19 protein-coding genes, 1 pseudogene and 1 riboswitch are annotated in these 26,985 nt (G+C 73.5%); of the genes and pseudogenes, 3 read left to right on the top strand and 17 right to left on the bottom strand.

Annotated elements, in window-relative coordinates; all coding sequences use genetic code 11:
* Positions 1–13 precede the first annotated feature (13 nt).
* From argB to thyX, 11 genes are all read right to left on the bottom strand, one after another.
* On the bottom strand, positions 14–1,432 hold the full coding sequence (argB, locus tag ACIA5F_RS07130; RefSeq protein ID WP_399350031.1) for an acetylglutamate kinase: 1,419 nt from the start codon (positions 1,430–1,432) through the stop codon (positions 14–16).
* On the bottom strand, positions 1,425–3,134 hold the full coding sequence (locus ACIA5F_RS07125) for a carbamoyltransferase N-terminal domain-containing protein (RefSeq protein WP_399350029.1): 1,710 nt from the start codon (positions 3,132–3,134) through the stop codon (positions 1,425–1,427). Before ACIA5F_RS07125 ends, argB begins: the two co-directional genes overlap by 8 nt.
* 4 nt (positions 3,135–3,138) lie before the next feature.
* Positions 3,139–3,942: an SDR family NAD(P)-dependent oxidoreductase gene (locus ACIA5F_RS07120; RefSeq protein WP_399350027.1), complete on the bottom strand. Its 804-nt coding sequence runs from the start codon at positions 3,940–3,942 to the stop codon at positions 3,139–3,141.
* Positions 3,943–3,948: 6 nt separating this feature from the next.
* Entirely contained in the window at positions 3,949–4,683 is a 735-nt protein-coding gene (locus ACIA5F_RS07115; protein WP_399350025.1) for a 2OG-Fe dioxygenase family protein, read from the bottom strand.
* An 8-nt stretch (positions 4,684–4,691) separates the two neighbouring features.
* Complete coding sequence (locus ACIA5F_RS07110; protein ID WP_399350023.1) at positions 4,692–5,378, bottom strand: 2OG-Fe(II) oxygenase; 687 nt, start codon at positions 5,376–5,378, stop codon at positions 4,692–4,694.
* Positions 5,378–6,181 (bottom strand): tyrosine-protein phosphatase, encoded by an 804-nt coding sequence (locus ACIA5F_RS07105; protein ID WP_399350021.1) that lies wholly within the window; start codon positions 6,179–6,181, stop codon positions 5,378–5,380. The genes ACIA5F_RS07110 and ACIA5F_RS07105 overlap by 1 nt, the downstream gene beginning before the upstream one ends.
* Entirely contained in the window at positions 6,178–7,338 is a 1,161-nt protein-coding gene (locus ACIA5F_RS07100) for an aminotransferase class I/II-fold pyridoxal phosphate-dependent enzyme (RefSeq protein WP_399350019.1), read from the bottom strand. Before ACIA5F_RS07100 ends, ACIA5F_RS07105 begins: the two co-directional genes overlap by 4 nt.
* A complete protein-coding gene (locus tag ACIA5F_RS07095; protein WP_399350017.1) occupies positions 7,335–8,720 on the bottom strand; it encodes a B12-binding domain-containing radical SAM protein in 1,386 nt (461 codons plus the stop codon). Before ACIA5F_RS07095 ends, ACIA5F_RS07100 begins: the two co-directional genes overlap by 4 nt.
* Before the next feature lie 61 nt (positions 8,721–8,781).
* Complete coding sequence (locus ACIA5F_RS07090) at positions 8,782–10,173, bottom strand: hypothetical protein (RefSeq protein WP_399350015.1); 1,392 nt, start codon at positions 10,171–10,173, stop codon at positions 8,782–8,784.
* A gap of 40 nt (positions 10,174–10,213) precedes the next feature.
* Positions 10,214–11,527 carry an acetyl-CoA carboxylase biotin carboxylase subunit family protein gene (locus ACIA5F_RS07085; protein ID WP_399350013.1) on the bottom strand — a complete coding sequence of 438 codons (1,314 nt, stop codon included), beginning with the start codon at positions 11,525–11,527 and terminating at the stop codon, positions 10,214–10,216.
* Between the two features lie 54 nt (positions 11,528–11,581).
* Positions 11,582–12,382, bottom strand: coding sequence for an FAD-dependent thymidylate synthase (gene thyX, locus ACIA5F_RS07080; RefSeq protein WP_399350011.1), 801 nt, complete (start codon positions 12,380–12,382; stop codon positions 11,582–11,584).
* A gap of 274 nt (positions 12,383–12,656) precedes the next feature.
* On the opposite strand from thyX, the gene ACIA5F_RS07075 reads away from it, so the two are divergent.
* The gene (locus tag ACIA5F_RS07075; RefSeq protein ID WP_399350009.1) at positions 12,657–16,199 is read left to right on the top strand and encodes a BTAD domain-containing putative transcriptional regulator; all 3,543 of its coding nucleotides are present in this window, start codon (positions 12,657–12,659) and stop codon (positions 16,197–16,199) included.
* Positions 16,200–16,227: 28 nt separating this feature from the next.
* Here ACIA5F_RS07075 and ACIA5F_RS07070 read toward each other — a convergent pair whose 3' ends face one another.
* Positions 16,228–17,496 carry a cytochrome P450 gene (locus ACIA5F_RS07070; RefSeq protein WP_399350007.1) on the bottom strand — a complete coding sequence of 423 codons (1,269 nt, stop codon included), beginning with the start codon at positions 17,494–17,496 and terminating at the stop codon, positions 16,228–16,230.
* A gap of 455 nt (positions 17,497–17,951) precedes the next feature.
* A complete protein-coding gene (gene metE, locus ACIA5F_RS07065) occupies positions 17,952–20,273 on the bottom strand; it encodes a 5-methyltetrahydropteroyltriglutamate--homocysteine S-methyltransferase (protein WP_399350005.1) in 2,322 nt (773 codons plus the stop codon).
* 190 nt (positions 20,274–20,463) lie between these two features.
* Positions 20,464–20,690, bottom strand: a riboswitch (cobalamin riboswitch).
* A 141-nt stretch (positions 20,691–20,831) separates the two neighbouring features.
* On the opposite strand from metE, the pseudogene ACIA5F_RS07060 reads away from it, so the two are divergent.
* Positions 20,832–20,975, top strand: a pseudogene (locus tag ACIA5F_RS07060) (acyl-CoA dehydrogenase family protein); the annotation flags it as partial.
* Positions 20,972–22,042 carry an enoyl-CoA hydratase/isomerase family protein gene (locus ACIA5F_RS07055; protein WP_399350003.1) on the top strand — a complete coding sequence of 357 codons (1,071 nt, stop codon included), beginning with the start codon at positions 20,972–20,974 and terminating at the stop codon, positions 22,040–22,042. The pseudogene ACIA5F_RS07060 and the gene ACIA5F_RS07055, both read left to right, overlap by 4 nt.
* 101 nt (positions 22,043–22,143) lie before the next feature.
* Here ACIA5F_RS07055 and ACIA5F_RS07050 read toward each other — a convergent pair whose 3' ends face one another.
* The 4 genes from ACIA5F_RS07050 to ACIA5F_RS07035 all read right to left on the bottom strand — a co-directional run bounded on the left by ACIA5F_RS07050 (position 22,144) and on the right by ACIA5F_RS07035 (position 26,981).
* Positions 22,144–22,905, bottom strand: a complete 762-nt coding sequence (locus tag ACIA5F_RS07050; protein ID WP_399350001.1) for a thioesterase II family protein — start codon at positions 22,903–22,905, stop codon at positions 22,144–22,146.
* Positions 22,906–22,996: 91 nt separating this feature from the next.
* Positions 22,997–24,232 carry a cytochrome P450 gene (locus ACIA5F_RS07045; protein WP_399349999.1) on the bottom strand — a complete coding sequence of 412 codons (1,236 nt, stop codon included), beginning with the start codon at positions 24,230–24,232 and terminating at the stop codon, positions 22,997–22,999.
* Positions 24,229–26,160, bottom strand: a complete 1,932-nt coding sequence (locus ACIA5F_RS07040) for an amino acid adenylation domain-containing protein (RefSeq protein WP_399349997.1) — start codon at positions 26,158–26,160, stop codon at positions 24,229–24,231. The genes ACIA5F_RS07045 and ACIA5F_RS07040 overlap by 4 nt, the downstream gene beginning before the upstream one ends.
* Positions 26,157–26,981 carry a hypothetical protein gene (locus tag ACIA5F_RS07035; protein ID WP_399349995.1) on the bottom strand — a complete coding sequence of 275 codons (825 nt, stop codon included), beginning with the start codon at positions 26,979–26,981 and terminating at the stop codon, positions 26,157–26,159. Before ACIA5F_RS07035 ends, ACIA5F_RS07040 begins: the two co-directional genes overlap by 4 nt.
* Positions 26,982–26,985 lie beyond the last annotated feature (4 nt).

The raw sequence follows: 26,985 nt of genomic DNA, 5'->3' as shown, positions 1-26,985 counted from the left end.
CCGCTCTCCCGGATCATCCCGGCGGCGCGCCGTCCGCCACCGCCCGCAGCCACCGCCTCGCCTGCCGCCCGGACGTCAGCCGCACCACCCGGACACCGGGATGACGGGCCAGCTGCTCCTGGGTCTCCCGGCGGCGCTGCGCGTACAGGTCCAGCACCCGGCGGACGGGATGGTCCGGGTTGAAGAGCAGCGAACGCCAGGTCTCGACGTTGCCGCCGTAGAGCCGCCGACGGCCGGCGACCCGCCACAGCGACCGGCGGACCAGGCGGGCCAGCACGGTCCTGCGCGGCAGGTCCAGCCAGATCACGCAGTCCGCGCGCTGCCACACCAGGTCCCCGATGACCCAGTGGTACTGGCCGTCGCAGATCCACCGCGCACCGGCGGCCATCTCCCGCACGTCGTGCTCGAACTCGGCGCGCGGGGTCCAGCCGGGCCCGTAGAAGAGCCCGTCCATCTCGGTGTGCGGGATCGACAGCCGGCGCGACAGACCGCGCGCCAGCGTGGTCTTACCCGCTCCGGAGATTCCGGCGACGATGATCCTCTGCACGGGGCTGCCTCCTGGGAGCACGGGATTGCCTGCCGGGACTTCCTGGCGCGCGGGGTCGGACACCACGGTGGTACCGAGCTCCTCGCCGTCGAGCACGCTCCTGGCCAGTACGTGCGGTGCCAGGCCCGGCAGCATACGCACCTCCCGCACGCCGGCGTCCACCGCCCGCAGGCACGCGGCGGCCTTGGGAGCCATGCCGCCCCCGATCTCCGGCAGCAGCTCCGCGAGCTCTCCCGCGGACAGCCTTCGCACCACCCGCGCCTCGGGACCCGCGTACAGGCCCTCCACATCGGTGAGCAGCACGAGGGTCCGCGCCTTGAGGGACACCGCGAGGGCGGCTGCCACGGTGTCCGCGTTGACGTTGAGGACGCCGCCGTCGGTGCTGCGGGCGATGCCGGACACGACGGGGACGCGTCCGGCGGCCAGCAGCGTCCGCAGCAGCCCCGTCTCCACCCGGACGATGTCGCCCACCCGTCCCAGCTCCACCTCCCGGCCGTCCGCGGTGGTGTGCCGCCGGGGTGCGGCCGCGAGCGTGTGGGCGTCCTCGCCGGTCAGGCCCACGGCCAGGGGCCCGTACGCGTTGATCAGACCGACCAGCTCGCGCTGGAGCTTCCCGGCCATCACCATCCGTACCTCGTCCAGCATCTGCGGGGTGGTCACGCGCAGGCCGTCGACGAAGGCCGGTTCCACCCCCCTGGCGCGCAGATGCGTGCTGATCTGGGGGCCGCCGCCGTGCACGACGAGGACCCGCCGCCCCGACCTCCGCAAGCGCCAGACGTCCTCGGCGAAGGCGCGCAGGGTCGCCGGTTCGCCCATCACGCTGCCACCCAGTTTGACCACGGCGAGGGGCCCGCGCCCGCCCCTCCCGTGCCCCGGTTCACTCACCGGCGTGCTCGTACAGGACGCCGTCGCTCCAGATCCTGCCGATCCGTCCCCAGCCCATCGCGGACGCCACGTCGGGGAAGAAGCCGCAGCCGTTGAGGTTGGCACTGGTGTTGCAGAGCACGGGGACACCACTGAGCGCGTGGTACTCCGTCAGGACGGCGGCGAGGAAGACGTCGTCCTCGGCCGACACCGTCTGGAGCCGCGCCGTGCCGTCGAGGTGGACGACCGCCGGGATGCGGTCCCGCCACTCGGGCCGTACCTCGTGGTCGAAGAGCATGTACGGGTCGGGCGTCCCCGGAGCGAAGATCTTCGGGGCTTCCCCGACCAGGCAGACCGGGGCCACCGGACGGTACGGCTCGCGCTTCTTCACGGAGTTGAGCAGGTCCTTCATGGCCGGATCGGTCGGGGCCGCGAGGATGCTGCGCCCGCCGAGGGCGCGCGGCCCGAGCTCGGCACGGCCGTTCAGGACGACGACGGGCTCCCCGCCGCCGTGCAGGACCCGCGCCAGAGCGCGCGCGTCGCACGGGCGGGCGCTCCAGCCGTCGGGGACGTCACCGACCGGGCCCAGCTCGGGCCCCGAGCGGGCGTGCCAGCGCAGGGGACGCAGGCCGCCGTGCCGGATCGCGCCGAGCGCGGCGGCGCCGATGGCCGATCCGGCGTCGTTGGGGAACGGCGGCACCCACACCTCCCGGACCTGGGGGACGGCCCGCAGGGCGCTGTTCCACTTGATGTTCAGGGCGCAGCCGCCCGCGAAGCACACGTTCCAGGGGCCGGGCCCCCGCCAGTCGCCCAGCCGCTCCGTCAGCCGGGTGACCAGCAGCTCCTCCAGGAACGCGTGCACGCTCGCCAGGACGTCCTCGTCCGGGACGTCCTGGCCCGTCAGGCGTTCGCGCACGGTCGCGAAGAAGGCGTGCACGGGCGGGATCGACGGTTCGAAGAGGCTGCCGAAACCGCCCACCGAGGCGCGGTACTCCCGGGCCCGCGGGTCGTCCCCCTCGAAGATCTCGTGGAATGCCTCGCGCAGCACCGCCACCACGGGGGCCCGTACCTGCCCGAGCGCGATGTACGCCATCAGTTTGCCCGCGACCGAGAGGTCCTGGACGGTGGGGGACTGGCGGGTGCGCCGGAAGGGGCCGAAATGGTGTCCCGCCGTGGCGTAGGCGTGGCCGATCAGGGGGAACAGGGCGCCGCCGTTGCGTACTTCCCCCCGCCCGGGGTCGCACCAGTACAGCCGGGGGAAGAGCCCGCCGTCCCAGATCAGTACGGCCGCGGCCTCGCCCCGCGCGGCGAACGGGCTCGAACAGTAGGCGCTCGCGACATGGCCCGCGGCGTGGCTGTGACTCGTGTAGGGAAAGGTCTTCCCGCCCAGCGGGAACACCCCGGACATGGCCGGCCGGAGCAGGTCGGGGCAGGCGTCGGACTCGCGGTAGGGGCCGACCGGCAGGGCCAGCGGGCGACCGCGACCGGTGGTCTCCGCGATGCCGGACACGTCGCCGTCCCAGCCGTCGATCACCCACTCGTCGACGTCGGCGGGCTTGTACCCGAAGTCGCCGAGCAGGCCGGGAATCACGTCGAGGTCGGCGACCGGGCTGTAGCGGGCGCCGTTGGCGATCTTCTCCATCTCCACGCTGAAGACCAGCCGGTCGCCGTCCACGAGGGCGACGGCTCCGTCGTGGGTCACCTTGAGTCCGCAGACGATCACTTGCTCAACTCCTTGACTCGGGCGGGCACGGCCGTGGCCCGGTGGGTGCGGGCCCGCTGCCGGGGGCGGTGAAACCGAGGCCGAACGGCTGGTCCGTCGGCATGATCTCGATCATGTTCACGTTCACGTGCGGCGGCCTGGCCAGACACCAGGAGACCGTGTCCGCCACGTCCTGCGCGTCCAGCGGCTCGACCCCCTCGTAGAGCCGGTCCGCCCTCCGCGCGTCCCCGTCGTAGCGGACCAGGGCGAACTCGGTCCTCGTCATCCCGGGGGCGATGCAGGTCACCCGCACCCCGGTGCCCTGGAGGTCCGTGCGCAGGCTCAGGCTGAGCTGATGCACGAAGGCCTTGGTCGCGGCGTAGACGTTCCCGCCGCTGTAGGGATAACGCGCGGCTATGGAGCCGATGTTGACGATGTGCGCGGCAGGACCCCGCTCGACGAGCCGGGGCAGCAGGACCGACGTCAGGTTGAGGTGCCCCCCGATGTTGGTCTCCAGCATGTCCCGCCAGTGCTCGGGGCTGCCCTCCTGGAGCGGCCCGAACCCCCGGGACAGGCCCGCGTTGTTCACCACCGCCGTGATGTCCTGGAACTTCTCGGGGAGGCCGTCCAGGGTGCGGGCCAGCGCGTCCCGGTCGCGGACGTCGACGGGCACGGCCCGGATCTCCGCCCCCGGCAGGTCCGCCACCAGGGCGTCGAGCCGCTCGGCGCGGCGGGCCAGCGCCACCACCGCGTACCCCTCGCGGGCCAGGGTCCGTGCGGTGGCGAGGCCGATGCCCGACGACGCACCCGAGACGACAACAGCACGCACAGGCGATCACCTCGGGTCGTAGCTCATGAGCAGCATGTCCCGGGTGCCGTCACCGAGCCGGGGGTCGGCCTGCTCGACGTCCTCCACACCGTGCCGGATGCGGTGGTCCTCGCCGTACAGCGAGTCGAGGCGCGCGGAGAACACCTTCCGGGTGAGGAAGTTCTCGTCCGCGTCGTAGACGCTGGTCCCGGTCCGTCCGATGTTGTACCGGTTGATCATGTGCAGGCTGATGAAGGGATAGCCGTCCCGGTGCACCCCCTCGGGGGTCGGCCTGCCCAGCGCGTTCTGCCGGGCGACGATGCGCACGCAGTGCGCCTGCACCTCCCACCGGGTCGTCGTCTCCTGCGGGGGGAGCCGGTCGCAGTTGAAGGCGATCAGGGCGGCGAGGAACGGGCTGCGGACGATGTGGCCGGCCAGCTCCTCGTAGGTGCGCATCACCCCGCCCGCGAACGGGTTGTTCTCCGCCGTCTGGAAGTAGCCCGGGTTCTCGATGACCTCCAGGTGCCGGGTCGCCGCGTCGAAGAGGTAGCGCGAGTGACGCCGGTAGCGGTACCGGCCGCCGTCCGGCAGGAAGGGGTCGGCGGGCAGGTCCTCGTAGGAGGCGACGAACTCACCCAGTGAATCCACGAGTTGGTCCGGGACGTGCAGTTGCGGGCCGTCGACCAGGGAGAACCCCCGGCGGACGATGTCGTCGGTGACGTCCACTTCGGTGGAGAGGGTGTGGTCCGGCAGGACGTGCATGGCGCTCCTCACGAGCCGCTGCGGGCGAGGGGGTCGGGGGAAGCGGCCGTCGGGCCGTCCCCGGGCGGGCGGACGAAGTGCACGAGCAGGGCGAGCCGCTCCTGCGGGCAGTCCTCGGTCACGGGCGGAACGCCGTGCCAGGACCGGGGCGAGGGCACCATCACGACGGACGTGCCGAGGCGGGGCGGGACACGGCGTACGCAGTCCCGCATGCGAGGTCCGCTCAGGACACGGAAGTCACCGTCCCACTCGGCGCGCCAGCCCTCGTTGAAGTAGAAGAGATGGGTGAGCGCCTTGTCGGGCCGGTCGGTGTGCGGCTCGATCCAGCAGCCCGCCGCGTAACGGGTCAGCCGGGCCTCGACCGCGCACCCGTCGAGCGCGACCCCGGTCAGTGCGGCCAGCGCGTCCCGGTACCCGTCGGACAGCAGGTCGTCGACGACGCCGCGCCAGGCGGGGGAGAGGTCGTCCACCCCGTCCGGTACCCCGTCGCGCACCACGGTCCGGCTGAACATGACGTACTGCTTGCCGCCGGCCCCCGCCCCGCGCTCGCTCCGCACGAAGGCGTCCGCGGCGAAACCGGACCCCAGCGCGCGGGCGGTCGCCCCGTCGGCGAAGGTGTCCGTGATCACCGCGAAGTCGTAGGGGGTGCGGACCAGTTCGGCGCCCGCCAGGGCGGTGAGGTCGATGAGGGACATCAGGCTCCCCCCGCCGCGGCCCGGGCGGGCTCCAGGGCCTGTCGCCGGGCCCGCCGCCAGTCCGGTCCGGTCAGCCCGAACCCGGTCAAGTAGGCCCGCACATGGCCGTGTTCCTTCTCGATGCCCTCCAGCAGGGAACGCATCGTCCACGCGGGTGACGCGGTCCTCGCGGCGAGTTCCCGCGCCGAGTACTCATCGACCCAGGGCGGTCTCGGGTCGTCGGGACGCAGCTTGCGGTAGGCCCGCCCGGTGAGCGCGTAGTCCTTCACGATGTCGTCCAGCCGTACGCCCAGCGCGCGCAGGACCAGGGCGGTCATCACCCCGGTCCGGTCCTTGCCGACGGAACAGCACACGTACAGCGGGCAGGTGTCCGGCGCGGCCAGGGCCTGGACGATCTCCACGGCCACGGGCGCCGCCACCGACAGCATGCTGCGGTAGTTGACCAGATACGCGCCGGGGCCCGGGAGCCGGACCCCGCGGATGCGCGTCATGTCGCCCCACACCGGCCGGTGCAGCACCCGTGCCCCCCGGTCGCGGGGCACGTCCGCGACGTCCGTCTCGGCCTTGCTGCGCAGGTCGACGACGGTACGGATGCCCAGGTCGGTCAGCAGGCCGACGCTGTCCCCGACCGGTGCGGGGCCGCGCAGCAGCACGCCGCGCCGCATCAGGGCGTTGTCCGACGTACGCAGTCCACCGGTGTCGCGGACGTTCGGCAGCCCGGCCCCGGGCAGTATGCGGGTGGTGCGGCTCATCGTGGCTCTCCTTGTGCGGGTGGTGCGGGTGGTGCGGGTGGTGCTGGTCATGCGGTGTGCGCGTCCTGTGTGGTCTGTGCGCGCGGTATCAGGCCGTGCCGGTGCCGGTGCGCCAACAACTCGCCGACCCGATCGACGTCGTGCCGCTCCCCCACGGACACGCGTACGGCGGCGGGCAGCCCCGGGAACCCGGACAGGTCGCGGATCACGAAGCCGTGTTCGTACAGCCAGGCGGTCGCGGCGGCGGCCTCGGCGGGTGACGGCACGTCCCAGCAGACGAAGTTGCCCTCGCCCGGACGGGCCCGCCAGCCCGGTGCGGCCGTCTCCACCAGCCGGGCCAGGAGGGTGCGCAGGCCGCGCACCTCCGCCCAGATCTCCTCGAAGAGGGCGGGCCGGCCCAGAGCGGCACGCAGCAGGGCCAGCGCGGGGCCGGACACGGAGGCCTCGGCGTCGATGTCGAGGAGGTGCTCCGCGGTGTCCGGGTGGGTCATCACCACACCGATACGGGCCCCCGAGAGCCCGTAGCTCTTGGAGAAGCTGTTGACGCGCACGACGTGGCGCAGCCCGGTCAGGGCGCGCACCGTGTCCTCCCCGCCCTCGGAGAACGCCAGATAGGCGGTGTCCAGCACCAGCAGACTGCCGTGCGCCGCGACCTGCCCGGCCAGCTCGTGGAGCTCGGCGGCGGTGTGGGCCTGGCCGGTGAAACTGTGCGGCTGGGTGACGACCACGAAGGCGGGCGGCCCCTCGCGCAACCGCGCCGCCAGGTCGCCGAGCGAGAAGAGGCCGTTCACCGGGTCGGGCGGCACGAGGTCGAGCGCGCAGCCGCCGATCCTGGCGAACTTTCCCCAATTGTCGTAGCTGGGGGTGTGGAGGACGATGCGCCGGGCACCGGGGAAGGCGCGTACGAGGAGCTGCAGGCCGGGATCGCTGCCGGCGGTCAGCACCAGCGCACCCGGCGCCAGCCCGAACCGTTCGGCGACCATGGCGTACGTCGACTTCAGCGCCGGGTACGTCAGGACGTCGAGCGGATCGAGGAGGGAGAGCGTCTCGTGGTGCAGGGCGGCGGCCCGGGGATGCAGCAGCCCGCAGCTCTTCAGGTTGACCTCGCCGGGCCGGTGGCTGCGCGTGTTGCGGTACAGGCCGCCCGCCGCCGGGCGGGCGAAGGGCGCGTTCCCACCCGGCCTGGGCGGTGCCCCGTCGCTGCTCATCGCACCCCCCGCGGGCCGGGCGCCGGCGTATCGGCCACCGGCCGGGAGCGCTCGGGGATGTGCTGGAAGACCTCGGTCTGGTCGGGCTGCGGGCCGAAGACCACGTGGTAGGCCGCCGCGAGATCCTCCGGGGGCATGCTGTGGGTGCCCGGCGCGAAGAGCTGCCGGTTGAACGCCGACATCTCCCGGTCCGTCATGTCGGCCCGGGTCTCGTCCCAGGGGCAGTAGACGGTGGGGCGGGCCCGGCCGCCCAGCTCGTGCACCTTGGCGACGGTGCGCCGGGTGCCCTCGACGGTGGTGCCGGGCAGGCCCACCATGACGAAGCAGTTGAGCTCGACGCCCGCCGCCGCGCACCACCGCGCGAGCCGGTCCAGGTCCCCCTCGGACTTCTGCTTGGAGCGGGGCAGCGCGTCGTGCCCCTCCTCGTCCAGGGTCTCCAGGCCGACGCTGATCCGCACACAGCCGGAGCGGCCCATCCGCGTCACCGTGTCCTCGTCGAGATGGTGCAGGGTGGTGGCGCACTTCCACGGATAGCGGGAGCCCGCCGCCTCGAACCGGTCGCACATCGCGCGCACCCAGGTGCGGTCCAGGGTGAAGGTCGGCGCGTAGAAGGCCACGTACTCGAAGGGCGCGGCGGCGAACGACTCCTCGACGTACTCCATGACCTGATCGACCGTCAGCCGGCGTTCGCGCTTGCCGAAGATGGTGTGCACCTCGCAGTACGAGCAGCCGATGGGGCAGCCGCGGGCGGCGGGCACCACCAGCTCGCGGCGGCGGGGGATGCCGCAGAACTTGTTGGCGTCGTTGCTGTACAGCTCGTCGTAGCGCGCGTAGGGCAGCTCGTCGGGCGTGGGCAGGTACCAGGCGGAGGGCGGCAGCAGTGTGCCGGGGGCGTCCGGCGCCCGCCAGCCGTCGGGGCCCTTGACGTAGACACCGGGCGCGCGCTCCGCGTGTCCGTCGAACACCTCGATCGCCGCGTGGACACCCGCCTCGAAGTCCCCGTTGTGGACGATCGCGTCCAGGGCGAACTTCTGGAAGTACTCCGGGTTGACGCCGCTGAGGCGCCCGAAGGCCACGGCCTTGGACCGCGGGCTCAGCTCGGCGACGTACGAGAGGAAGCGGGCCAGCCCGTCGACGCCGTCGAAGTCGTTCATGACGGCGATCACGTCGTACTGCTTCTGGAAGAGCGCGTTGCCGATGTCCTTCCAGGTGAGCCGCTCCACGCTGGCGTCCACCGCGTCCACGACGCTTCCCCGCAGAGCCGTCCGCAGATGGCCCGCCACCTGGTGCAGTGCCAGGTGGTGGCCCGCGTTGAAGTAACTGAGCACCTGGGGAGGCCAGATGACGAGGATGCTCCGGGGCGTGCTCCGTGTGTGCGTCATTGCTCTCTCCTGTGCGGTGGTCTCTCCTGTGCGGTGGCGGACGGTGCCGGGCCGCCCCGGCTCAGCCGGCGGACGGCGGGGCGTCGGCGGGGCCGGCGACGGCGGCGATGTCGGCGCCCAGCGACCGCAGGTCCCCGGGGAGGTCGCGGTAGCCGCGGTCCAGGTGGTGGCCGCCGTGCAGCAGGGTGCGGCCGGGGACCGCGAGCGCGGCAAGCAGCAGCGCCGCCGAGGCGCGCAGGTCGGTGCCGGTGAGGGTCCGGCCCGGGAGCCGGGGCGGGCAGGGGCCGTCGACGCGCAGGACCCGGCCGTCCTGGGTGGCCCGCATGCCCAGGGCGATGAGCCCGGGTACGTATCCGTACCGGTTCTCCCACACCGCCTCGGTGATCGTGGTGGGCCCTTCGGCCAGGGCTCCCAGCAGGGCGAAGAACGGCTGGCTGTCGCTGAAGACGCTCCGGGAGGCGGCGGTGAACTCCACCGGACGCAGCGGCCTCTCCGCCGGATGGACCAGCAACTCTCCGTCTCCGACGGAGAGTTCGACGCCCATGCGGTCGAAGAGGTCGAACTCGGGGCGCAGTGCCCGCACCGCCCGCGCCATCCCGGGCCCGGTCGCCCGCAGCGGCCCGTCCGCCAGGGTGACCGCGACGCACACCCAGGTGATGATCTCGATGAGATCGGGCATCAGGGTGTGCGCCGCCGCACGGCGCAGCGAACCGGGTCCGCGGCCCCGTACGACGAGCGTCTCCGGTCCGTCGTCCTCGATGTCCGCGCCGAGGGCCCGCAACACCTCTACCAGGTCGGTGACGTCCGGCTTGGGGTACAGGTGGCGCAGTGTCGAGGTGCCCTCGGCCATGACGGCGGCCAGCAGCGCGGTCTTGGTGGCGCCGCCGTACTGCGGCCCCGACATCAGGGCCCGGTTGCGCGTGTAGTCGAGCAGGTCCACGGTGCAGGGGAGCAGCCGCTCGGCCCGCACTTCCAGCGCGCCGTCGTCGGCGATGCGCCCTCGGGCCCCGAACCGTTCCAGGATGCTCAGGAAATGCTCCACCGGACGGCCCTGCGGGCCCTCGCCGATGCGGCAGCCCCCACTGGCGGGCATCCGGGCGGCGCCGTGCCGGGCCAGCAACCCGGTGAGCAGGTACGAGGAGCCGTGGATGCGGGTGGCCAGGTCGGCGGGCACGTCGGCGGCCCGGCCGCCGCCGAAACCCGACGCGTCGAGGGTGAGGCTGTCACCCGTCCGCGTCGCCCGGCCGCCGAGGGACCGGAACAGCCCGCTGAGGACGTCGGTCTCCACGATGTCCGGGCAGTTGTCGATGCGGACCGGGGCGTCGGCCACCGCCGCGGCTCCCGCGAGGGTGACCAGCGAGTGTTTGAATCCGGAGGTGGCCACGGTCCCGGACAGGCGCTTGCCGCCGAGCACGTCGAGAACGGGGTCGGGGCGCGGGGGTGAGGGGTGCATGCGGTCGTACCTCACAGAGGGTGGGAGGGGCGTGCGGAGTTCAGGCGGTCCCACAGGTGCGCGGGAGCGCACGGAGCGGGTGGTCCCGGTACGCCTTGGGCAGCGCCGTGGTGCGGCCTTCCCACACCACGTTCCGCTCCCACCAGTCCTCGACGCGCCGCAGTTCCTCGCGCGGGTCGGGCGCGGACAGGGTGAAGACCACGTCGGCGACGCTCGGGCCGAGGTGCCGGGCCCCCTCGTACGTACGGCCGACCTCGCCGGAGGCGCGGTAGCTCAGCGTTCCCGGCAGCGGGCAGTGGCGCGGCAGGTACCGCAGCGTGCCGTCGGCGGGCGGGAAACGCGCGTAGCCCCGGCGGGGGAGCCCGGTGGGACCGATGCGTACCTCTTCGCCGCGTCCGGCCTGTCCGAGCAGGCTCGCGCCGTGCAGGTTGACGCCCAGCACGGCCTCGTGGGTGTCGACCATGTGGGAGCCGCCCGCCCGGCAGGCGGCCTCGCAGATCACGAGACGGTCGTCGGGCGTATGGAAGAACTCGACCTGGAACGCGCAGATCCCGGGCACCGCGGGGAGCGCCGCCAGCACATCGGCCGCCGTGCGCCGCAGCCGTCCGGAGAGCGGATGCTCCTCGGGCATCATGGCGCTCATGCCGGGAGCGTCGAACGCGACCGAGAACCAGTCGGAGTACGGATGCAGCGAAGGCTGCCCCAGGACGATCCGGCCCGCCTCCATCAACCCGTTGACCTGGTAGAAGTCCCCTTCCACCCAGCCCTCGACGAGGTGTTGCGAGCCCGGTGCGTGCGGCTGCCACGTCGTCAGGAACTCCGCGAGCGCCTTCTCGTCGACGAGCACCCGGGTCCCGTTCGAGCCGCCGCTGTCCACCTGCTTGACGACCAGCGGAAAGCCGTGGTCGCAGGCGAAGGCGCGCAGGTCGCGGGCGTCGGTCAGGCGGCGCATCGGGGCGACCGGCATCCCGGCCCGCGCGAGTCGCGACTTCATCACGTACTTGTCGCGGAACGGGACGGCCTGCTCCAGGCTCTGGCCTTCGAGCCCGAGCCGCTGTCGGAGCCGCGCCGCGCGCAGCACGTCCCGCTCACCGGTGGACAGGACCCGCCGGATGGCGAACCGTCTTCCCAGTGCGGTGAGTTCGTCCTCCGTACCGGGCCCGTCGAAGTCCTCCACGAGGTGCAGGTGCCGGAACTTCCGTGCCAGGGAGGGCAGGTGCGCGTCCCCCAGGGCCGACCGCGTGGTGACCACGATCAGCTCCTGTCCGGCGTCCGGGAACCACTCCGGCAGGCGGTCGAGGATGCTCTTGGTGTTCAGGACGAGGAAGAGCGCGGAGGACGATGACGGTGCCATGGCGCCGGAGATCCCTTCGGGTACGTCACGGTGTCTGAGGTGCGGAGCACCGGTTCAGGGGCACACTCGGCCGGCCGTCGCGAAAGCCTCGTGGGTCAGCGGCATCAGCCGGCTCCACTCCTCCTCCATCCGTTCGGCGACGATCTCGATCTCCCGCTGGGGGTGGGAGACGTACGTGGCGTCCGCCTGGTGGGTGCGCAGGCCGAGGAAGTGCATCAGGGAGCGGGCGTTGCAGGTGGCGTACACCGCGGAGAAGGTGGACACGGGCAGCACCATCCGGGCCAGCTCGCGGGAGATCCCGGTGTCCAGCAGGCGGGTGTACTCCTCGAACGCGGTCTCGTACGAGCGCCTCGCCGAACTCAGCAACTGCCTCCGGTCGGCCTCCGAGCCCGGTACGTAGCGGTAGTGGCCGGGCTTGCCCACCTGCCGCAGGAACCGGGTCTCGTCCGGTACGTAGAAGACGGGGGCGACATCGCGGTAGCGCGCGCTCTCCTCGTTGAACGACCAGGTCCGGTGCCGCATGAGGTGCCGCACGGTGAAGAGGGGGGCGTGCACCAGGAACGTCATGGAGTTGTGCTCGAAGGGGCTGCCGTGCCGGGAACGCACCAAGTAGCGGATGAGCCCGCGCTGATCGGCCGTGCTGCGCCCCTCGTGCTGTGCGGCCTCCCCGGCGGTGGAGACCCGGGCGGCCCGGACCACGGCCGCGTCGTCCGCCGAGTGGTCCACCAGCTCCACCGTGATCTCGCTGCGAAGCTGGACGAGGGGAGGCCGTTCGGGAGGTTCCTCGGGGGGTGCTTCCCTGTCGAGGACTTCCCTGAGGTCCGCTGTCGGATGCGCGAGTCGACCTTGTGTCATGCCGTTTCGTCCCCTCGGTCGCCGCAGTCGGTGTGTCGCCGCAGAAGCTTGTGCCGAGGACCCTGCCGAAACCATGTCGGTCCGCTGGCCACGCGCTTGTCGTTCGTCCGCAAGCACCCGACAAGGCACACCGCATGCCTCCCGGGCCCTCATCACCCTTTGGTTTAAGAACGGGACCCACGGCGCGTGGGGAGGGCGGAGTCGGGGAACGTGAGGACCGGACGGCACGACGGCATCGCCCAGGGCATGGCACCAGCGGAGAAAGTGATGGCGTGTGGAGAAGGAACCCCGCACCACAGGAACACGTGTTCCCGCGCAACGGGACGGCATCACGGGCGAGATCAGGGATTCGGCCGGGGGCGTCCGGGAGCCGGGCGGGGGGCAGTCGCAGCGGCTGAGCATCGCCGCCCTCGGGCCGCTGACCGCGCGTGCGGGAGGGCGGGAACTGGCGATCGGCCCGCCCCGCCGACGCGCGCTGCTGGCCCTTCTGCTGATCAGGGTCGGACACGTCGTTCCCCTGGGGCAACTGATCGACGAGCTGTGGGGCGAGACGCCGCCGCGCCGCCCCACGGCGACGCTCCAGAGCCACATCTCGCACCTGCGGCGCGTGCTGAGCCAGGAGGGCAGGCTGCGCCGCCCCACGGCGCTCGTGCGCTTCCGGGCACCGGGGTACGAACTGGAGATCGTCCCCGAGGACATCGACGTCCTCGCCTTCGAGGAGGGCGTGCTCCGTGGCCGCCGCCTGCTGGCGGAGGGCGACGCCCGGGGAGCCCGGGAAGCGGTGGCCGCCTCGCTCTCGCTGTGGCGCGGCTGCCCGTACGCCGAACTCAGCCAGTACGCCCCCTTGGCGGCGGAGAGCAGCAGGTTGCAGGACGTACGGCTCGGCGCGCTCGAAGTCCTCGCGGAGGCGCGGCTCCATCTCGGTGACAACGAGACGGTCGCGGCGGAGCTGGGCCGCGAATTCGCCGAACACCCGTTGCGCGAGCGGCTGGTGGGACACCTGATGACGGCCCTGTACCGGCTGGGACGACAGGCCGAGGCCCTGCGGATCTACGAGCGGACCCGGCTGGTGCTGGCCGAGGAACTGGGCGTCGACGCGAGTGCGGAACTCCAGGCGCTGCACACCAGGATGCTGCGGCAGAACCTGGCCGCCCCCGGGCAGGTCACCCGGCACAGGAGCCTCCCGCACGCTTCCGCCCCCGCGGGCGGGTCCGGCCCTTCCGGCCCGCCGGCGCGCGGGCCGCGGACGGCGACGGTCCCCGGACCCGGGCCCGCACCGGGACACGCCGCCGACCCGCCCCCGGCGCCTTCGCGAGAGGAGGGCGGGCCCCCGGTGTCCTCGCGCGCGGCCGGTGACCCTCCGGCGCCCGGCCTACGGGTGGAGGCGTCCGCCGGGCGCGCGGCCCGGCCGGGGACGGAGCCACGCAGGGCGAAGGAGGCGCGCACGGGAGCGGAGGACCGCACCGCAGCGGAGACCCGCTCCCGGACGGGGACCGCCGCCGACCCTGCTGAAGAGCTGCCGGCCACCGGCGCCTTCGTCGGCCGCGAACGGGAGCTGGCCGCCCTGCGGGCCACGCTGGCCCACACGCGCACCGGGGGCGGCCGGCTGATCACCGTCCACGGCGAGGCCGGGATCGGCAAGACGCGCCTGCTGGAGGAGGTCGCGGCACTCGGCAGGCCCGGGGAGGACATCGTCTGGGGCCACGCACACCCGGGAGGCGAGGCCCCGCCGTACTGGCTGTGGACCCAGGTCCTGCGCCAACTGGCCACCCTGGCACCCGAGACGTTCCGCACCGCCCACGCGAGCCGCGCGCTCCTGCTCGCCCCGCTCTCGCACGGCCAGTCCTGCGCCCTCCCGGAGGACCCGGCCGGGCTCCCCGTGCCCGGAACGGGGAGCCCGGCCCGCGACGCCGCGCGCCTCGCCTTCCTCACCCGGGACGCGGTCTGCGAGACCCTCCTGGCCTTCGCGGGGCAACGGCCCCTCGTCCTGTTCCTGGAGGATCTCCAGTGGGCCGATACGGAGAGCGTCGAGGTCGTACGGCTGATGGGCACCCGGCTCCACGGCCGGGCCCTGACCGTGGTGGCCACCGCGCGCGACAGCGGGACGAACCCGGCCCTGCACCGGACGGTCCTGGATGTCGTCCGCAGCAGCCGCGAGGCGTTCCGCCTCCAGGGACTGACCGCCGAGCAGGTCAGGGAACTGCTCGGATCGCAGGCGGGCCCGGGCGTGAGCCTGGAGCTGGCGCGATCCGTCCAGGCCCGCGGCCACGGCAATCCGTACACCATCCAGCAACTGCTCTCGATGCTCGGCGACGTGCGGCGCCTCCACGACGCGCAGGCGTCCCGCGTGCTCTTCACCGACATCCCGGCCGGCGTGCAGGAGTCCGTGCGGCACCGGCTCGCCGGGCTCTCCCCGCAGGTGCAGGACGTGCTCCGGGTGTGCGCGGTCCTGGGCGCACGCAGCGACCTGTACCTCGTCCAGGAACTCGTCGACGGTCCCCGGGCGGACATCGCCGCCTCGGTGGAGAGCGCACTGCGGACCGGTCTGCTCACCGAGGACCCGCGGTTTCCCGGGCAGCTCTCCTTCAGCCAGCCCCTCGACCGCGAGACGCTGGTCGCCGCGGCCGGACACGCCGAGCGCGGCAGGCTGCACGCACGGGTGGCCCGGGTGCTCGCCGCGCGCGGCGACGTGACGGTGGACCGGGAGCACATCGCCCACCACGCCTGGCAGGCCGCGGGCGCGCTGCCCGAGTCCGAGGCCCTGCCGCTGCTGGCGCGGGCCGCGCAGGAGGCCGAGAGCCGTCATGCGTACGACGAGGCGGAGACCTGGCTGCGGCGTGCGGCGCGGCTGCTGCCCGGACTGCCGGCCGAAGGCGTCAGAGGGGCGGAATCCCTGCGCGCCGAGCGGCAGTTGCAGCTGAACCTGGGAAGCGTCGTGTCCGTCACCTGCGGGCCCGGCCACGGAGACACCCTGACGGCGTACCGCCGGGCGGAGGCACTCCAGGGCGCCGACCCGCGCGAGCGGGCCTGCGCCCTGTGGGGACTGACCGCCTGGCACCTGGTCAGGGCGCGGTACGCGCGGGCCCAGTACTACAGCGCTCTGCTGAGCGAACTCGGCGCGGAGACGGGCGACCCCGTGGCCCTGGTGGGCGCCGCCTGCGCCGAGGGGGTGGTGAGCCTCGCCCGGGGCCGGGCCGACGAGGCGCGCGTCCTCCTCGACACGGCGGTGGGGCTCGCCGACAGCCACGTCGACGCGTGCGCCTACCACCCGGCGCCGGGCATCCTGCGTGATCCGCGCGTCATCGTGCGGCTGCACAGCGCCCTCGCCCACTGGATGTCCGGTGACCGCGCGGCGGTCTCGGCGCGTCGGGCCGAGGCGCTGGCCGCCACCCACGGGAGGGGCGGGCCACCGGACCGGGCGACGGCCCTCTACCTCGACGCGCTCGTCGCGGCGCTCGACGGCGACCAGGAGACGGCCGTCCGCTCGGGAGGGGAGGGGCTGGAACTGGCGGAGCGGCACGGGATGGAGCACTGGGCGCACGGGCTCCGGGTCTGCCGGGGGTGGGGCAGGGTACGGCCCAGCGGCACGGAGGAGCTCCTCGCGCAGTTGTGGGAGACCGTGCACAGCCCGTCGGTCTCCCACCTCTCCCACTTCCCCCTGCATCTGGGACTGCTGGCCGACGCCCAGTACCGGGCGGGGGACAGGGACGGGGCCGCGGCCACCCTCGCCGCGATGCGGGACACCGTGGGGCGGCAGGGGTCCACCGTCTTCCTCACCCCTCGGCTGCCCTTCAACGGGCTGTTCGCCCGGCTCTGACGGCCCCCCGCCGCCGCCCCCCATCCCCTCACCAGGTCACCGGCAGCTCGTACACCCCGTACACCAGCCCGCCGTTCTTGAACGGGACCCGCTCCCTGTCCACCGCCAGGCGCAGGTTCGGCATCCGGCGCAGGAGGGTGGCGTAGACGACCTGGAGCTCGACCCTGGCGAGCGCCTGGCCGAGGCACTGGTGCACGCCGAAGCCGAAGGCCAGGTGCCGCCGCGCGTCCCGTGTCACGTCCAGTCGGTCGGGGTCGGGGAAGGCCGTCCCGTCGCGGTTGGCGATGCTGTTCACGAGGATCACGCCGTCACCGGCGCGGACGATCGTCCCGGCGACCTCCACGTCCTCCCGCGCGACCCGCCCGCGCCCCGTGTGAAGCACCGTCAGGTACCGCAGGAGCTCCTCGACGGCGAGGGCGACGGCCAGGGGGTCGTCGCCCTCGCGGAGCAGCGCCAGCTGGTCCGGGTGGTCGAGCAGGGCCAGGGTGCCCAGCGCGATCATGTTCGCGGTGGTCTCGTGCCCCGCGATGAGCAGCAGCATGCTCGTGAGGACGACGTCCTCGCAGGTGAGCGCGTTGGACCGGACCTGACGGACGACCAGCTCGGACAGCAGGTCGTCACCGGGGTCCGCGTCCTTCGCCGCGACCAGCCGGTTCAGGTACTCGTGCAGGTTGCGCTGGGCGTCGAGGGCCACCTGCGGCGCGGACTCGCCGTTGATCAGGTCGCGGCTGTTGCGCTGGAAGAAGTCGTGGTCCTCGTACGGCACGCCGAGCAGTTCGCAGATCACCAGCGACGGCACGGCCAGCGCGAGCGACCGGACCAGGTCGGCCGGGCGCGGGCCCGCCGTCATCGAGTCGATCGCGGCGTCGACGATCCGCTGGATACCGGGCCGCATCGCCTCGACGCGCCGGGCGGTGAACGGGGCGGTGACCATGCGGCGGAGCCGGGCGTGTTCGGGGTCGTCGAAGTTGATGAAGCTGCGCCGCTTGCGCGTCGTCCTGCGCGCCCTGAACGTCTCGCTGATGTGCGGGAATCCGGGCAGCGTGACATCGCTGCTCATCCGGCTGTCGCTCAGCAGCTCGCGCTGTTCGGCGTAGCCGGTGACCAGCCACGGCGTGGTGCCGTCCCACAGGCGTACCTTGGAGATCGCGGACGCGCGACGCGCACTGCGCAGAGCCGGTGGCGGGTCGTAGGGGCAGCCTTCGGCCCTGGGCATGGGGTAGTCGGGGATTCCGTCCGCTTCCCCCGGGGGCTGCTCATCCGGTTCCTTGGCGAAGACGTTCGCGGCTGATGTCATGAATGCACTCCGGAATGGATGTCGGACACGCCGTCGGCCTGCGGATCACGGCCTCGCCGGCCGTCGACGCATCCGAGCCCGGTGCCTGTGTTCCGGAGCGTCCCAGGACCCACCTGTTGACCACTCTTCGTCCGCTTGCGGCTGCTTGCCACATCCTTGCCGAACCTGTGCCGAGCGACGGTGCGGGAGGAACCGGGAGGAACGTGCGGCGGCCGCAGGTGGTTCCGGCGGCGCGGCTGCGGGGGGCCAAGTGCAACGCCTGCGGCACGAGCGGCCACGGGCTCGGCCCAGGGGGTGCCGGTCCTCGGCCCCGCAGCTCCTCTCCGGCTACGGCTACGGCTGCGGCTCCGGGGACAAGTCCCAGCGGTGGTACGTCCCTTGAGGGGTGGGTGCCCGGGCACCGCCCGGGCCGCCGGTGGTCGCGGCGGCCGGGGCGGCTCCTCGTGCCGGTGCGGTCAGGCGTCCGGGGTCAGGCCGGAGCGGACCTCGCGGGCCGCGGTGACCAGGTTCTCCAGGGAGGCCTTGGTCTCGGGCCAGCCGCGGGTCTTCAGGCCGCAGTCGGGGTTGACCCAGAGGCGTTCCGCCGGGATGGCCTCCAGTCCCTTGCGGAGCAGGGCGGCAGCCTCCTGGGCGCTGGGCACGCGCGGGGAGTGGATGTCCCAGACCCCGGGCCCGGCCTCGCGCGGGTAGCCGTGCCCGGCCAGTTCGGTGGCGACCTGCATGTGGGAGCGGGCGGCCTCCAGGCTGATGACGTCCGCGTCGAGGTCGTCGATGGCCTGGACGATGTCACCGAACTCGGCGTAGCACATGTGGGTGTGGATCTGGGTGTCCGGCCGCACCCCGGAGACGGTGAGGCGGAAGGACTCGGTGGCCCAGTCCAGGTATGCGGCGTGGTCGGCGGCGCGCAGCGGGAGGGTCTCGCGGAGGGCGGGTTCGTCGACCTGGATGACGGAGGTGCCCGCGGCCTCCAGGTCGTTGACCTCGTCGCGCAGGGCGAGGGCGACCTGGCGGGCGGTGTCGCCGAGCGGCTGGTCGTCGCGGACGAAGGACCAGGCGAGCATGGTGACCGGGCCGGTGAGCATGCCCTTGACCGGCTTGGAGGTCTGAGCCTGGGCGTAGGAGGTCCAGCGGACCGTCATCGGCTCGGGGCGGGAGATGTCCCCGGCCAGGACGGGCGGGCGGACGTAGCGGGTGCCGTAGGACTGGACCCAGCCGTGCTGGGTGGCGAGGTAGCCGGTGAGCTGTTCGGCGAAGTACTGCACCATGTCGTTGCGTTCGGGCTCGCCGTGGACGAGGACGTCGATGCCCGCCTTCTCCTGGAAGGCGAGGACCTCGCGGATCTCGTCCTTGACGCGCTCCTCGTACCCGGCGGTGTCGAGGCGTCCGGCGCGCAGGTCGGCGCGGGCGGTCCGCAACTCGGCCGTCTGGGGGAACGAACCGATGGTGGTGGTCGGCAGGAGGGGCAGGCCGAGGTGGGCGCGCTGGGCGAGCGTCCGTTCGGCGTAGGGCTGGGAGCGGCGGCCGTCGGCGTCGGTGATCGCGGCGGTACGGGCCCGTACCGCCGGGTCGCGGGTGAGGGCGGACCCGGCGCGGGAGGCCAGGTCGGCCCGGTTGGCGGCGAGTTCGGCGGTGATGGCGTCGGTGCCCCGGGCCAGGCCCTTGGCGAGGGTGACGATCTCGGTCGTCTTCTGCCGGGCGAAGGCGAGCCAGCGGGCGATCTGCGGGTCGATGTCGCGTTCGGCGCCTGCGTCCAGCGGGACGTGCAGCAGGGAGCAGGAGGCGGCCACGTCGACCTGGCCGGCGAGGCCCAGCAGCGTGCCGAGGACGGCGAGGGACTTCTCGTAGTCGTTGATCCAGATGTTGCGGCCGTTGACCACGCCCGCGACCAGGCGCTTGCCGCGCAGTCCGCCGACGGCGGCGAGGTCGTCGAGGTTCTTGGCGGCCCGGTCGGTGAAGTCGAGGGCGAGCCCGTCGACGGGTGCCTTGGCCAGGACGGACAGGGCCTCGCCGAGGCGGTCGAAGTAGGAGGCGACCAGCAGCTTGGGCCGGTCGGTGAGCGCGCCGAGGTCGCGGTAGGCGCGGGCGGCGGCGTTCAGTTCGGCCGGGGTGCGGTCCTGGACCAGGGCGGGCTCGTCGAGCTGCACCCACTCGGCGCCGGCGGCCCGCAGGTCGGCGAGGACCTCCGCGTACACGGGCAGGAGACGGTCCAGCAGGGTCAGCGGCTCGAAGTCGGCGGCCACCCCGGGAGCGGGCTTGGCCAGCAGCAGGTAGGTGACCGGGCCGACGAGGACCGGCCGGGCGTCGAGGCCGAGCGCGAGGGCTTCCTCCAGCTCGGCGACCTGCCGGGAGGAGTCGGCCGTGAAGACGGTGCCGGGGCCGAGTTCGGGGACCAGGTAGTGGTAGTTGGTGTCGAACCACTTGGTCATCTCCAGGGGCGCGACGTCCTGGGTGCCGCGCGCCATGGCGAAGTAGCCGTCGAGCGCGTCCGCGGCGTGGGCCTCACGGTGCCGGGCGGGGACGGCGCCGACCATGACACTGGTGTCCAGCACGTGGTCGTAGTACGAGAAGTCGCCGGTCGGCACCTCGGTGATGCCCGCGTCGGCGAGCTGCCGCCAGTTCGTCCGGCGCAGCTCCGCCGCGGTCTCCCGGAGGGCGTCGGCGGTGACGCGGCCCTTCCAGTAACCCTCGACGGCCTTCTTCAGTTCCCGGTTCTGTCCCTGGCGGGGGTAGCCGTACACGGTGGCCCGTACTGCCGCGGCTGCGGACTTCGCTGTCACGGAACTCTCCTTCGCGAGATGTGTCCTGGAGATCCCGGGGACGGGACGAGGACGCGAAGGGGAGGCAGACCGGACGGGACCGTTGCCGCGCGCGGGGCGCGGTCGTCCGCCTGATGTGCGTCGCCCCGGACTTCCGTCCGGGGTTTCCTCCGACCCGCCCACGAGGTCACCGGGATATCCGCGCACGATCGGCCGTGCGCGGACAGCGGGCAGGTCTTCGGACTCGCGGGCACGCCGGCCGGTCTCCCGGCGGACACCTACTGGCCGTCGCTTCCCAGGACCGTTTCCCGGTCCCAGTGCGTATGACGGCGGTCGTTCCCGCTCACCGCTGCGGGGCAGTCCCGGATTTCCACCGGGTTCCCTCTTACGACGCATCCCGCCTGGCGGACGGGGCGAACCAGCTGTGCCCGTCAGAGTAGAGGGATCACCCGCGTTCGGACAGTACTGTTCACATTCCGGACCGTGAGAGGGGACACGGACGGGCCGGAGCCGGAGCCGGAGTCGGAGCCGGAGCGGCAGCGGTCCGGCCCGCCCGCGGAGCGGTTCACCGGCCTCCGGCAGCCCCACGCCGGTTGCGGCCGCCCGGCCGCGTACGGCAGCGAGAAGAGCGTCCGTGACCTGCGGGTCCGGCAGATCCTGGAAGGAACCGACGAGATCATGCGCCTCCTTGTGGCCCGCTCCCTGCCCGGGGCCGTCCGGTGACCGGCGACGAACCCCCCGTCCTGACCCGGGCCGAGGGCCGCCTCGGCGTCATCACCCTGAACCGGCCCCGGGCCCTCAACGCCCTCACCCACGAGATGGTCCACCGGATCGCCGGGGCCCTGGACGCGTGGGAACACGACCCGGCGGTCGAGGCCGTCCTGATCACCGGGGCCGGGGAACGCGGCCTGTGCGCGGGCGGCGACATCCGGGCCATCCACGAGGACGCCCGCGCGGGCGGCGCCGCCTCGGCGGAGTTCTGGCGGGACGAGTACCGGCTCAACGCCCGCATCGCCCGCTACCCGAAACCGTACGTCGCCCTCATGGACGGCATCGTCATGGGCGGCGGGGTCGGCGTCTCGGCGCACGGCGGGGTACGGATCGTCACCGAACGGTCCCGGGTCGCCATGCCGGAGACCGGGATCGGCTTCGTACCCGACGTGGGCGGCACGTACCTGCTGGCGCTCGCCCCCGGCGGGCTCGGCACCCATCTGGCGCTGACCGGGACGGCGGTGGGGGCCGCGGACGCCGTGCTGTGCGGGCTCGCCGACCACTTCGTCCCGGCGGACCGGCTGCCGGAACTCCGCACGGCCCTGGCGGCGGCGCCGGTGGACGAGGTGCTCCCCGCGTTCGTCGGCGAGGCGCCGCCGGGGACGCTGGACGCCTTCCGCGAATGGGCCGACCCCTGCTACGGGGCCGACACGGTCGAGGAGATCGTGGACCGGCTCCTCGGCACCGGCGCGCCCGCCGCACGGGAGGCGGCCGGGACGATCCTCGCCAGGTCGCCCACCGCCCTGAAGGTCACCCTGGCCGCCCTGCGCCGGGTACCGGCGCTCGGGCCGCTGGAGGCGGTGCTCGGACAGGAGTACCGGGTGTCCTGCGCGGCCCTGTCCTCACCCGACCTGGTGGAGGGCATCCGCGCCCAGGTCGTCGACAAGGACCGCTCGCCCCGCTGGACACCCCCGACCCTCGCGGAGGTGACGGACGAGGACGTGGCCCGGTACTTCGCGCCGCTCGGCGACCGGGAACTCTCCCTGGCCGCCAAGGCCCCGCAGGAGGCGCCCCGGTGAGCCGGACCACCGCGCGCACCGCCTGACCCGGGGGGCCGGAGCCCGCCCGCCGCCCGCCGGACCGTCCGGCAGGCTCCGCCGGGCCCCCGGCCGGGCCCGGGTCAGGCGGTGCGGGCCCGGCCGGGACGACGGAGGTCCGCGGTCAGCACCGCCATCAGCTCACCCGGCGCCTCGACGAAGCGGTAGTGGCCGCCGTCCAGCAGCGCGAAGGTCGTCTCCCCGCACGCCGACCAGCCGGTCATGAGGGACGCCGGGACACCGGTGTCCCCGGTCCACCCGATGGCGGTCACGGGACACGGCAGCCGCACCGGATCGGCCACGTGGTACCGCTTGTTCATCTCGACGTCGCCCCGCAGCACACCCAGGTAGAGCGCGAGCAGGCTCGGCTCCAGGGTGCCGCCCAGCTCCGCGACGAGGCGGCGCAGCTCGACGGCCAGTTCGTCGTCGCTCATGTCGAGGAAACGGCCGTAGGGGCCGTCCTGCGGCGCCACCTCGGCCGAGACGAACACCTGGGTGGGGGCGGGGCAGCCCTTCTCCACCAGCCGCACGGCCGTCTCGTACGCCGCCAGCGCGGAACCGCAGTGCCCGAACAGCGCGTAGGGGCGGTCCAGATAGGGCCGCAGCGCCTCGGAGAGGTCGTCGGCCAGCGCCTCGTAGGTGGCGTAGGCGGGCTCGCGCATCCGGTTCTCCCGGCCGGGCAGCTGCACGGGACAGATCTCGACGCCGTCGACCGACGACGGCCAGTGACGGTACATGCTGGCGCCGCACCCCGAGTAGGGCAGGCAGAACAGCCTCGCCGGTGCCACCGGCGACGGCTCGCGCAGGAACCACTTGTTGCGGGTACGGGCCGCTGGAGCGTCCACTGATGACCTTCCGGTGGGGACTTCTGGGGACTTCTTCTCGCTGATGAGGGGGGCGGCCGGGAACGGCGCGGGGTACGGGGCGTGGCAGCGCCTACCGGAGCCGCGCGGTGACCGGCAGGTGGGTGAAACCGGCGATGATGTTCGAACGAATCCGCCGCGGTGTCCCGGCGAGTTCGAAACCGGTGAACCGGCCGAGCAGCTCCTCGAACAGGACCCGCAGGGTCACCCGGGCGACGGTGTGCCCGATGCAGTAGTGCGCGCCGACGCCGAACGCGATGTGCCGGTTGGGCTTGCGCCGGATGTCGAAGGTGTCCGGGTCGGTGAAGACGCTCTCGTCACGGTTGGCCGACCCCAGCCACACGACGACCGCGTCCCCCGCCGGGACCCGCACCCCCCGGATCTCGACCTCGCGGGTGGTGTGGCGCATGAAGTGCTGGGTGGGCGAAGCCCAGCGCAGCGACTCCTCCACACCACTGGTGAGCAGCTCCGGGTGGGCCGCCCAGTCGTCGAGGACCGCCGTCCCGGCCAGCTCCGCCATCGCCGCGCTCGGCGGCTGGGCCGTGGTGACGGTCGCGCCCAGCAGCAGGCTGTAGCAGTTGGACACGATCTCGCCCGGCGACAGCCGGCGCCCGTCCAGCTCCATGGTCAGCAGCACGCTGATCAGGTCGTCGCCCGGCGCGCGCCGCCGCGCGGTGACGATGTCCTGGAAGTAGGCGAACAGCTCGCGGTGCGCGGTCACGAGGGTGGCCCGCGGTCCGGCGGCGAGCTGGAACTCGGGGTCGTCCGCGGCGACGCACGCGTGGGTGAGCCGGACCAGACGCGGCCAGTCCTCCTGCGGCAGCGCCATCATCGTGCCGATCCCCGCCATCGGCAGCGCGGACATGGCGACGGCGAAGTCGAACGGGCCGCCGTCCGCCAGGGGTTCCAGCAGTCCGCGGACGACGCGGCGGATCTCCTCCCGGTCGTTGTCCACCGTCTTGATCGACAGCGCCTGTTGCAGGGGGCTTCGCATGTGGGTGTGTTTCGGCGGATCGGTCACCGCCATCTGCCTGCCGCCCGCCGGGTCGCCCTTGCCGAGGAGGTTGAGCAGGGTGCCCTGTTCGGAGGTGAACGTGTCGTGGTCGCGCAGCACCTGGTTGGCCTCGGCGTGCCCGACGACCGACCAGTACCCGGTGTCACGGACCGGCTGCCAGCTCACCGGGGCGTGGCGGCGCAGCTCCCGCCAGATCGCGTGTGCCCCGTCGCCCTGGTGGAGGCCGGGGTCGATCAGGTCGGCCCGGTGCGGAGCGGAGACCGGGCACCGCGAGGCCGCAGGAAGCACCGTCATCGGGAACACCCCTCCTGCGGCCCGCCGGCCGCCGGGGCCGCCGGGCTGTGCGGACCCGGCTCCTTCATCCGCCCGGCCAGCGCCGCGGCCAGCTCCGCGACGGTCGGCGACAGGTACAGGGTCTGCGCGGGGACGTCCACACCGAACTCGTCCTGGACGGCGACCAGCAGTTCGGTGGCCAGCAGCGAGTGCCCGCCGAGGTCGAAGAAGTCGTCGTGCACCCCGATCGGTTCGACGCCGAGGAGTTCGCCCCACAGCTCGGCCAGCCGCACCTGCACCGCGGTGAGCGGCGCGGTGAACTCCTCGGCCACGTTGCGCGGCACGCGCGTGGCGGTCGGCAGGGCGCGGCGGTCGACCTTGCCGTTGCGGTTCAGCGGCAGCTCGGGGCGGACGAGGACGGCCCAGGGGACGAGGTGTCCGGGCAGCCGGTCCCGCAGCGCGTGGCGCAGTTGCCGGCCGAGGTCGACGGTGTCCGGCAGGTCCGGGTCGGCGGGTACGACGTATCCCAGCAGCCTGGTGCCGCCCGCCGGGTCGGCCTGCGGCAGCACCACCGCGTGCCGTACCTGGGGCAGCCGTTCGAGTGCGGCCTCGACGGCCCGCGGTTCGGCGCGGTAGCCCTGGACCTTCACCTGGTCGTCCGCGCGCCCGACGAACTCCAGCGTGCCGTCCGCCAGCCACCGCACGAGGTCGCCGGTCCGGTACATCCTGGCCCCCGGCTCCGTCCCGGACGGGTCGGGCAGGAACCGTTCGGCGGTCGCGCCGGGACGGCCCAGGTAGCCGCGGGCCAGACCGGCCCCGGCCGCGTACAGCTCGCCGCACTCGCCGACGGGCACCGGGTCGAGGTTGCCGTCGAGCACGGCGACCCTGGTGCCGCTGACCGGGCGGCCGATCGGGACGCTCGGCCCCGCCGCGGGGGCGCTGCTGGTCCAGCAGGTCGTGTACGTGGTGTTCTCGGTCGGCCCGTAACCGTTGGTGAAGAGCAGCTCCGGGTAGGTGGTCAGCAGCCGCTCGACATGGCCCGGCGAGGCCACGTCACCACCGGTGAGGACGTGACGCACCCCGGCGAACGCCTCCAGGTGGGAGCCCACCATCTGGTGGAAGAGCCCGGTCGTCAGCAGGAGCACGCTCACGCCTTCGGCGCGCACGGTCCTCGCCACCTCGTCCAGCGCGATCGTGCCCGGGGGGAAGACGACCAGCCGGCAGCCGTTGACCAGCGGGGCCCAGATCTCCAGGGTGGAGGCGTCGAACGCGACCGGCGCGAGGTGGAAGAAGACGTCCCCGGGACGGACCTCCATCCAGTCCGCGCCCCGGACGAGGCGGTCGACCGCCCGGTGGGGCACCCCGACGCCCTTGGGCTCGCCGGTGGACCCCGAGGTGTAGCTGACGTAGGCGAGCCGGTCCGGGCCGGCCGGGAGGTCCGCGACCCCCTCGGCGATCCCCTCCCCGGCCTCCGGCCCGGTCGTGTCCCCGGCCTCCGGCTGCTCCGGCGGGGGGCCTTCCAGTACCGCGACGACCGCCCCGGGCACCCGGTCCCGCAGCGCCTCCTCGACGACCGTCATCTTCACGCCCGCGTCCTCGCAGAGCAGTTCGCGGCGGGACGGCGGGTCGTCCGGTTCGAGACCGAGGTACGCCCCGCCCGCGACGAGGACGGCGAGCAGGGCCACGATCAGCTCCGGCGACCGGCGCACCAGCACCCCGACGACGTCCTCCCGCGCCATGCCCGCCGCCCGCAGGCGCGCGGCGAGCCGGTGGGCGCGGACGTTCAGCTCCCGGTAGGTCAGGGTCTGCCCGTCGCAGGTGACGGCGGGCGCGTGCGGGGTCCGCTCCGCCTGCTCGGCGACCAGCTCGTGGAGGGTCCGCGCGTCGAACGGCGGCCGTCCACTGCCGACGAACCCCGGTATGTCCGTGGTAGAGACCGTCTTGCTCAACTGTTTCCCACTTTCCTGTCCTGAAGAGTGCCCGTCGGGGCCGAACGCACCCAGGCCGCGGCGGCGCGGCCGAGTTCCGTCCCGTCCCGGCGGAAGAGCGCGGTGGTGCAGGTGAGGACCCGCCCGTCACCGGGCACACCGCGGGCGACCACGACGACGGGTTCGCCGACGCGGGGGAGGGCCGAGAGCCGGGCGGTCATCCGGCCGAGCAGCAGGGGGCTGCGCAGCGGGTCGAGCGTCCAGCCTCCCGGGCAGTCCAGCACCGCCCACACCAGCTCCTCGGCGACGGCGCCGCTCCCGTCGCCGCAGGAGGCGTCCGGTGTCCAGACGCACGCGACCCGGTTGCCCGGGCCGGGTACCGGGCCCGGGGCCAGCCGCAGACCGTCCCGGTGGCCGGGACCGCACACGAAGCAGGTGGGGAAGAGGTGGGAGCGGTGACCCTCGTAACGGCCCATGGCCCGCTCCGCGACGGCCGGGGCGACGAAGTCCACCCGGTCCGCGACGGACACCTGGGGCGCCGCGGTCGCGAGGAGCTCCTCACCGTGCCAGAGGTGGACCCGCCGGCCGGCCCGGGTCAGCAGGAGCCCGGTCTCCAGCGGCGGAGGGGCGTGCAGCTGGACCACGACCTCGCCGTCGGTCCCCAGCATCCGGCGCGCCCGCGCGGCGACGAGACCGCACACGTAACCGCCGTTGGCGCTGTCCGGGGGGCCGTTGTAGCGGCGGCCGACACGGATCACCCGGTCCGCGGGGGAATCGGTGACGTCGGCGGATCTGGTGGGTTCGGTGGGTTCGGTGGGTTCGGTGGGTTCGGGGGAGTGCACCGCC

Source organism: Streptomyces sp. NPDC051567 (assembly GCF_044454165.1).
In the GTDB taxonomy this organism is placed as follows: Bacteria; Actinomycetota; Actinomycetes; order Streptomycetales; family Streptomycetaceae; genus Streptomyces.
This window is presented reverse-complemented; position numbering and strand designations above follow the sequence as displayed.

Bases quoted from the DNA above. Each gene is read 5' to 3' on its own strand.
- ACIA5F_RS07115 (WP_399350025.1), bottom strand. From the start codon at position 4,683: ATGCACGTCCTGCCGGACCACACCCTCTCCACCGAAGTGGACGTCACC.
- ACIA5F_RS07110 (WP_399350023.1), bottom strand. From the start codon at position 5,378: ATGTCCCTCATCGACCTCACCGCCCTGGCGGGCGCCGAACTGGTCCGC.
- ACIA5F_RS07105 (WP_399350021.1), bottom strand. From the start codon at position 6,181: ATGACCAGCACCACCCGCACCACCCGCACCACCCGCACAAGGAGAGCC.
- ACIA5F_RS07100 (WP_399350019.1), bottom strand. From the start codon at position 7,338: ATGAGCAGCGACGGGGCACCGCCCAGGCCGGGTGGGAACGCGCCCTTC.
- ACIA5F_RS07095 (WP_399350017.1), bottom strand. From the start codon at position 8,720: ATGACGCACACACGGAGCACGCCCCGGAGCATCCTCGTCATCTGGCCT.
- ACIA5F_RS07090 (WP_399350015.1), bottom strand. From the start codon at position 10,173: ATGCACCCCTCACCCCCGCGCCCCGACCCCGTTCTCGACGTGCTCGGC.
- ACIA5F_RS07085 (WP_399350013.1), bottom strand. From the start codon at position 11,527: ATGGCACCGTCATCGTCCTCCGCGCTCTTCCTCGTCCTGAACACCAAG.
- thyX (WP_399350011.1), bottom strand. From the start codon at position 12,382: ATGACACAAGGTCGACTCGCGCATCCGACAGCGGACCTCAGGGAAGTC.
- ACIA5F_RS07070 (WP_399350007.1), bottom strand. From the start codon at position 17,496: ATGACATCAGCCGCGAACGTCTTCGCCAAGGAACCGGATGAGCAGCCC.
- ACIA5F_RS07045 (WP_399349999.1), bottom strand. From the start codon at position 24,232: ATGACGGTGCTTCCTGCGGCCTCGCGGTGCCCGGTCTCCGCTCCGCAC.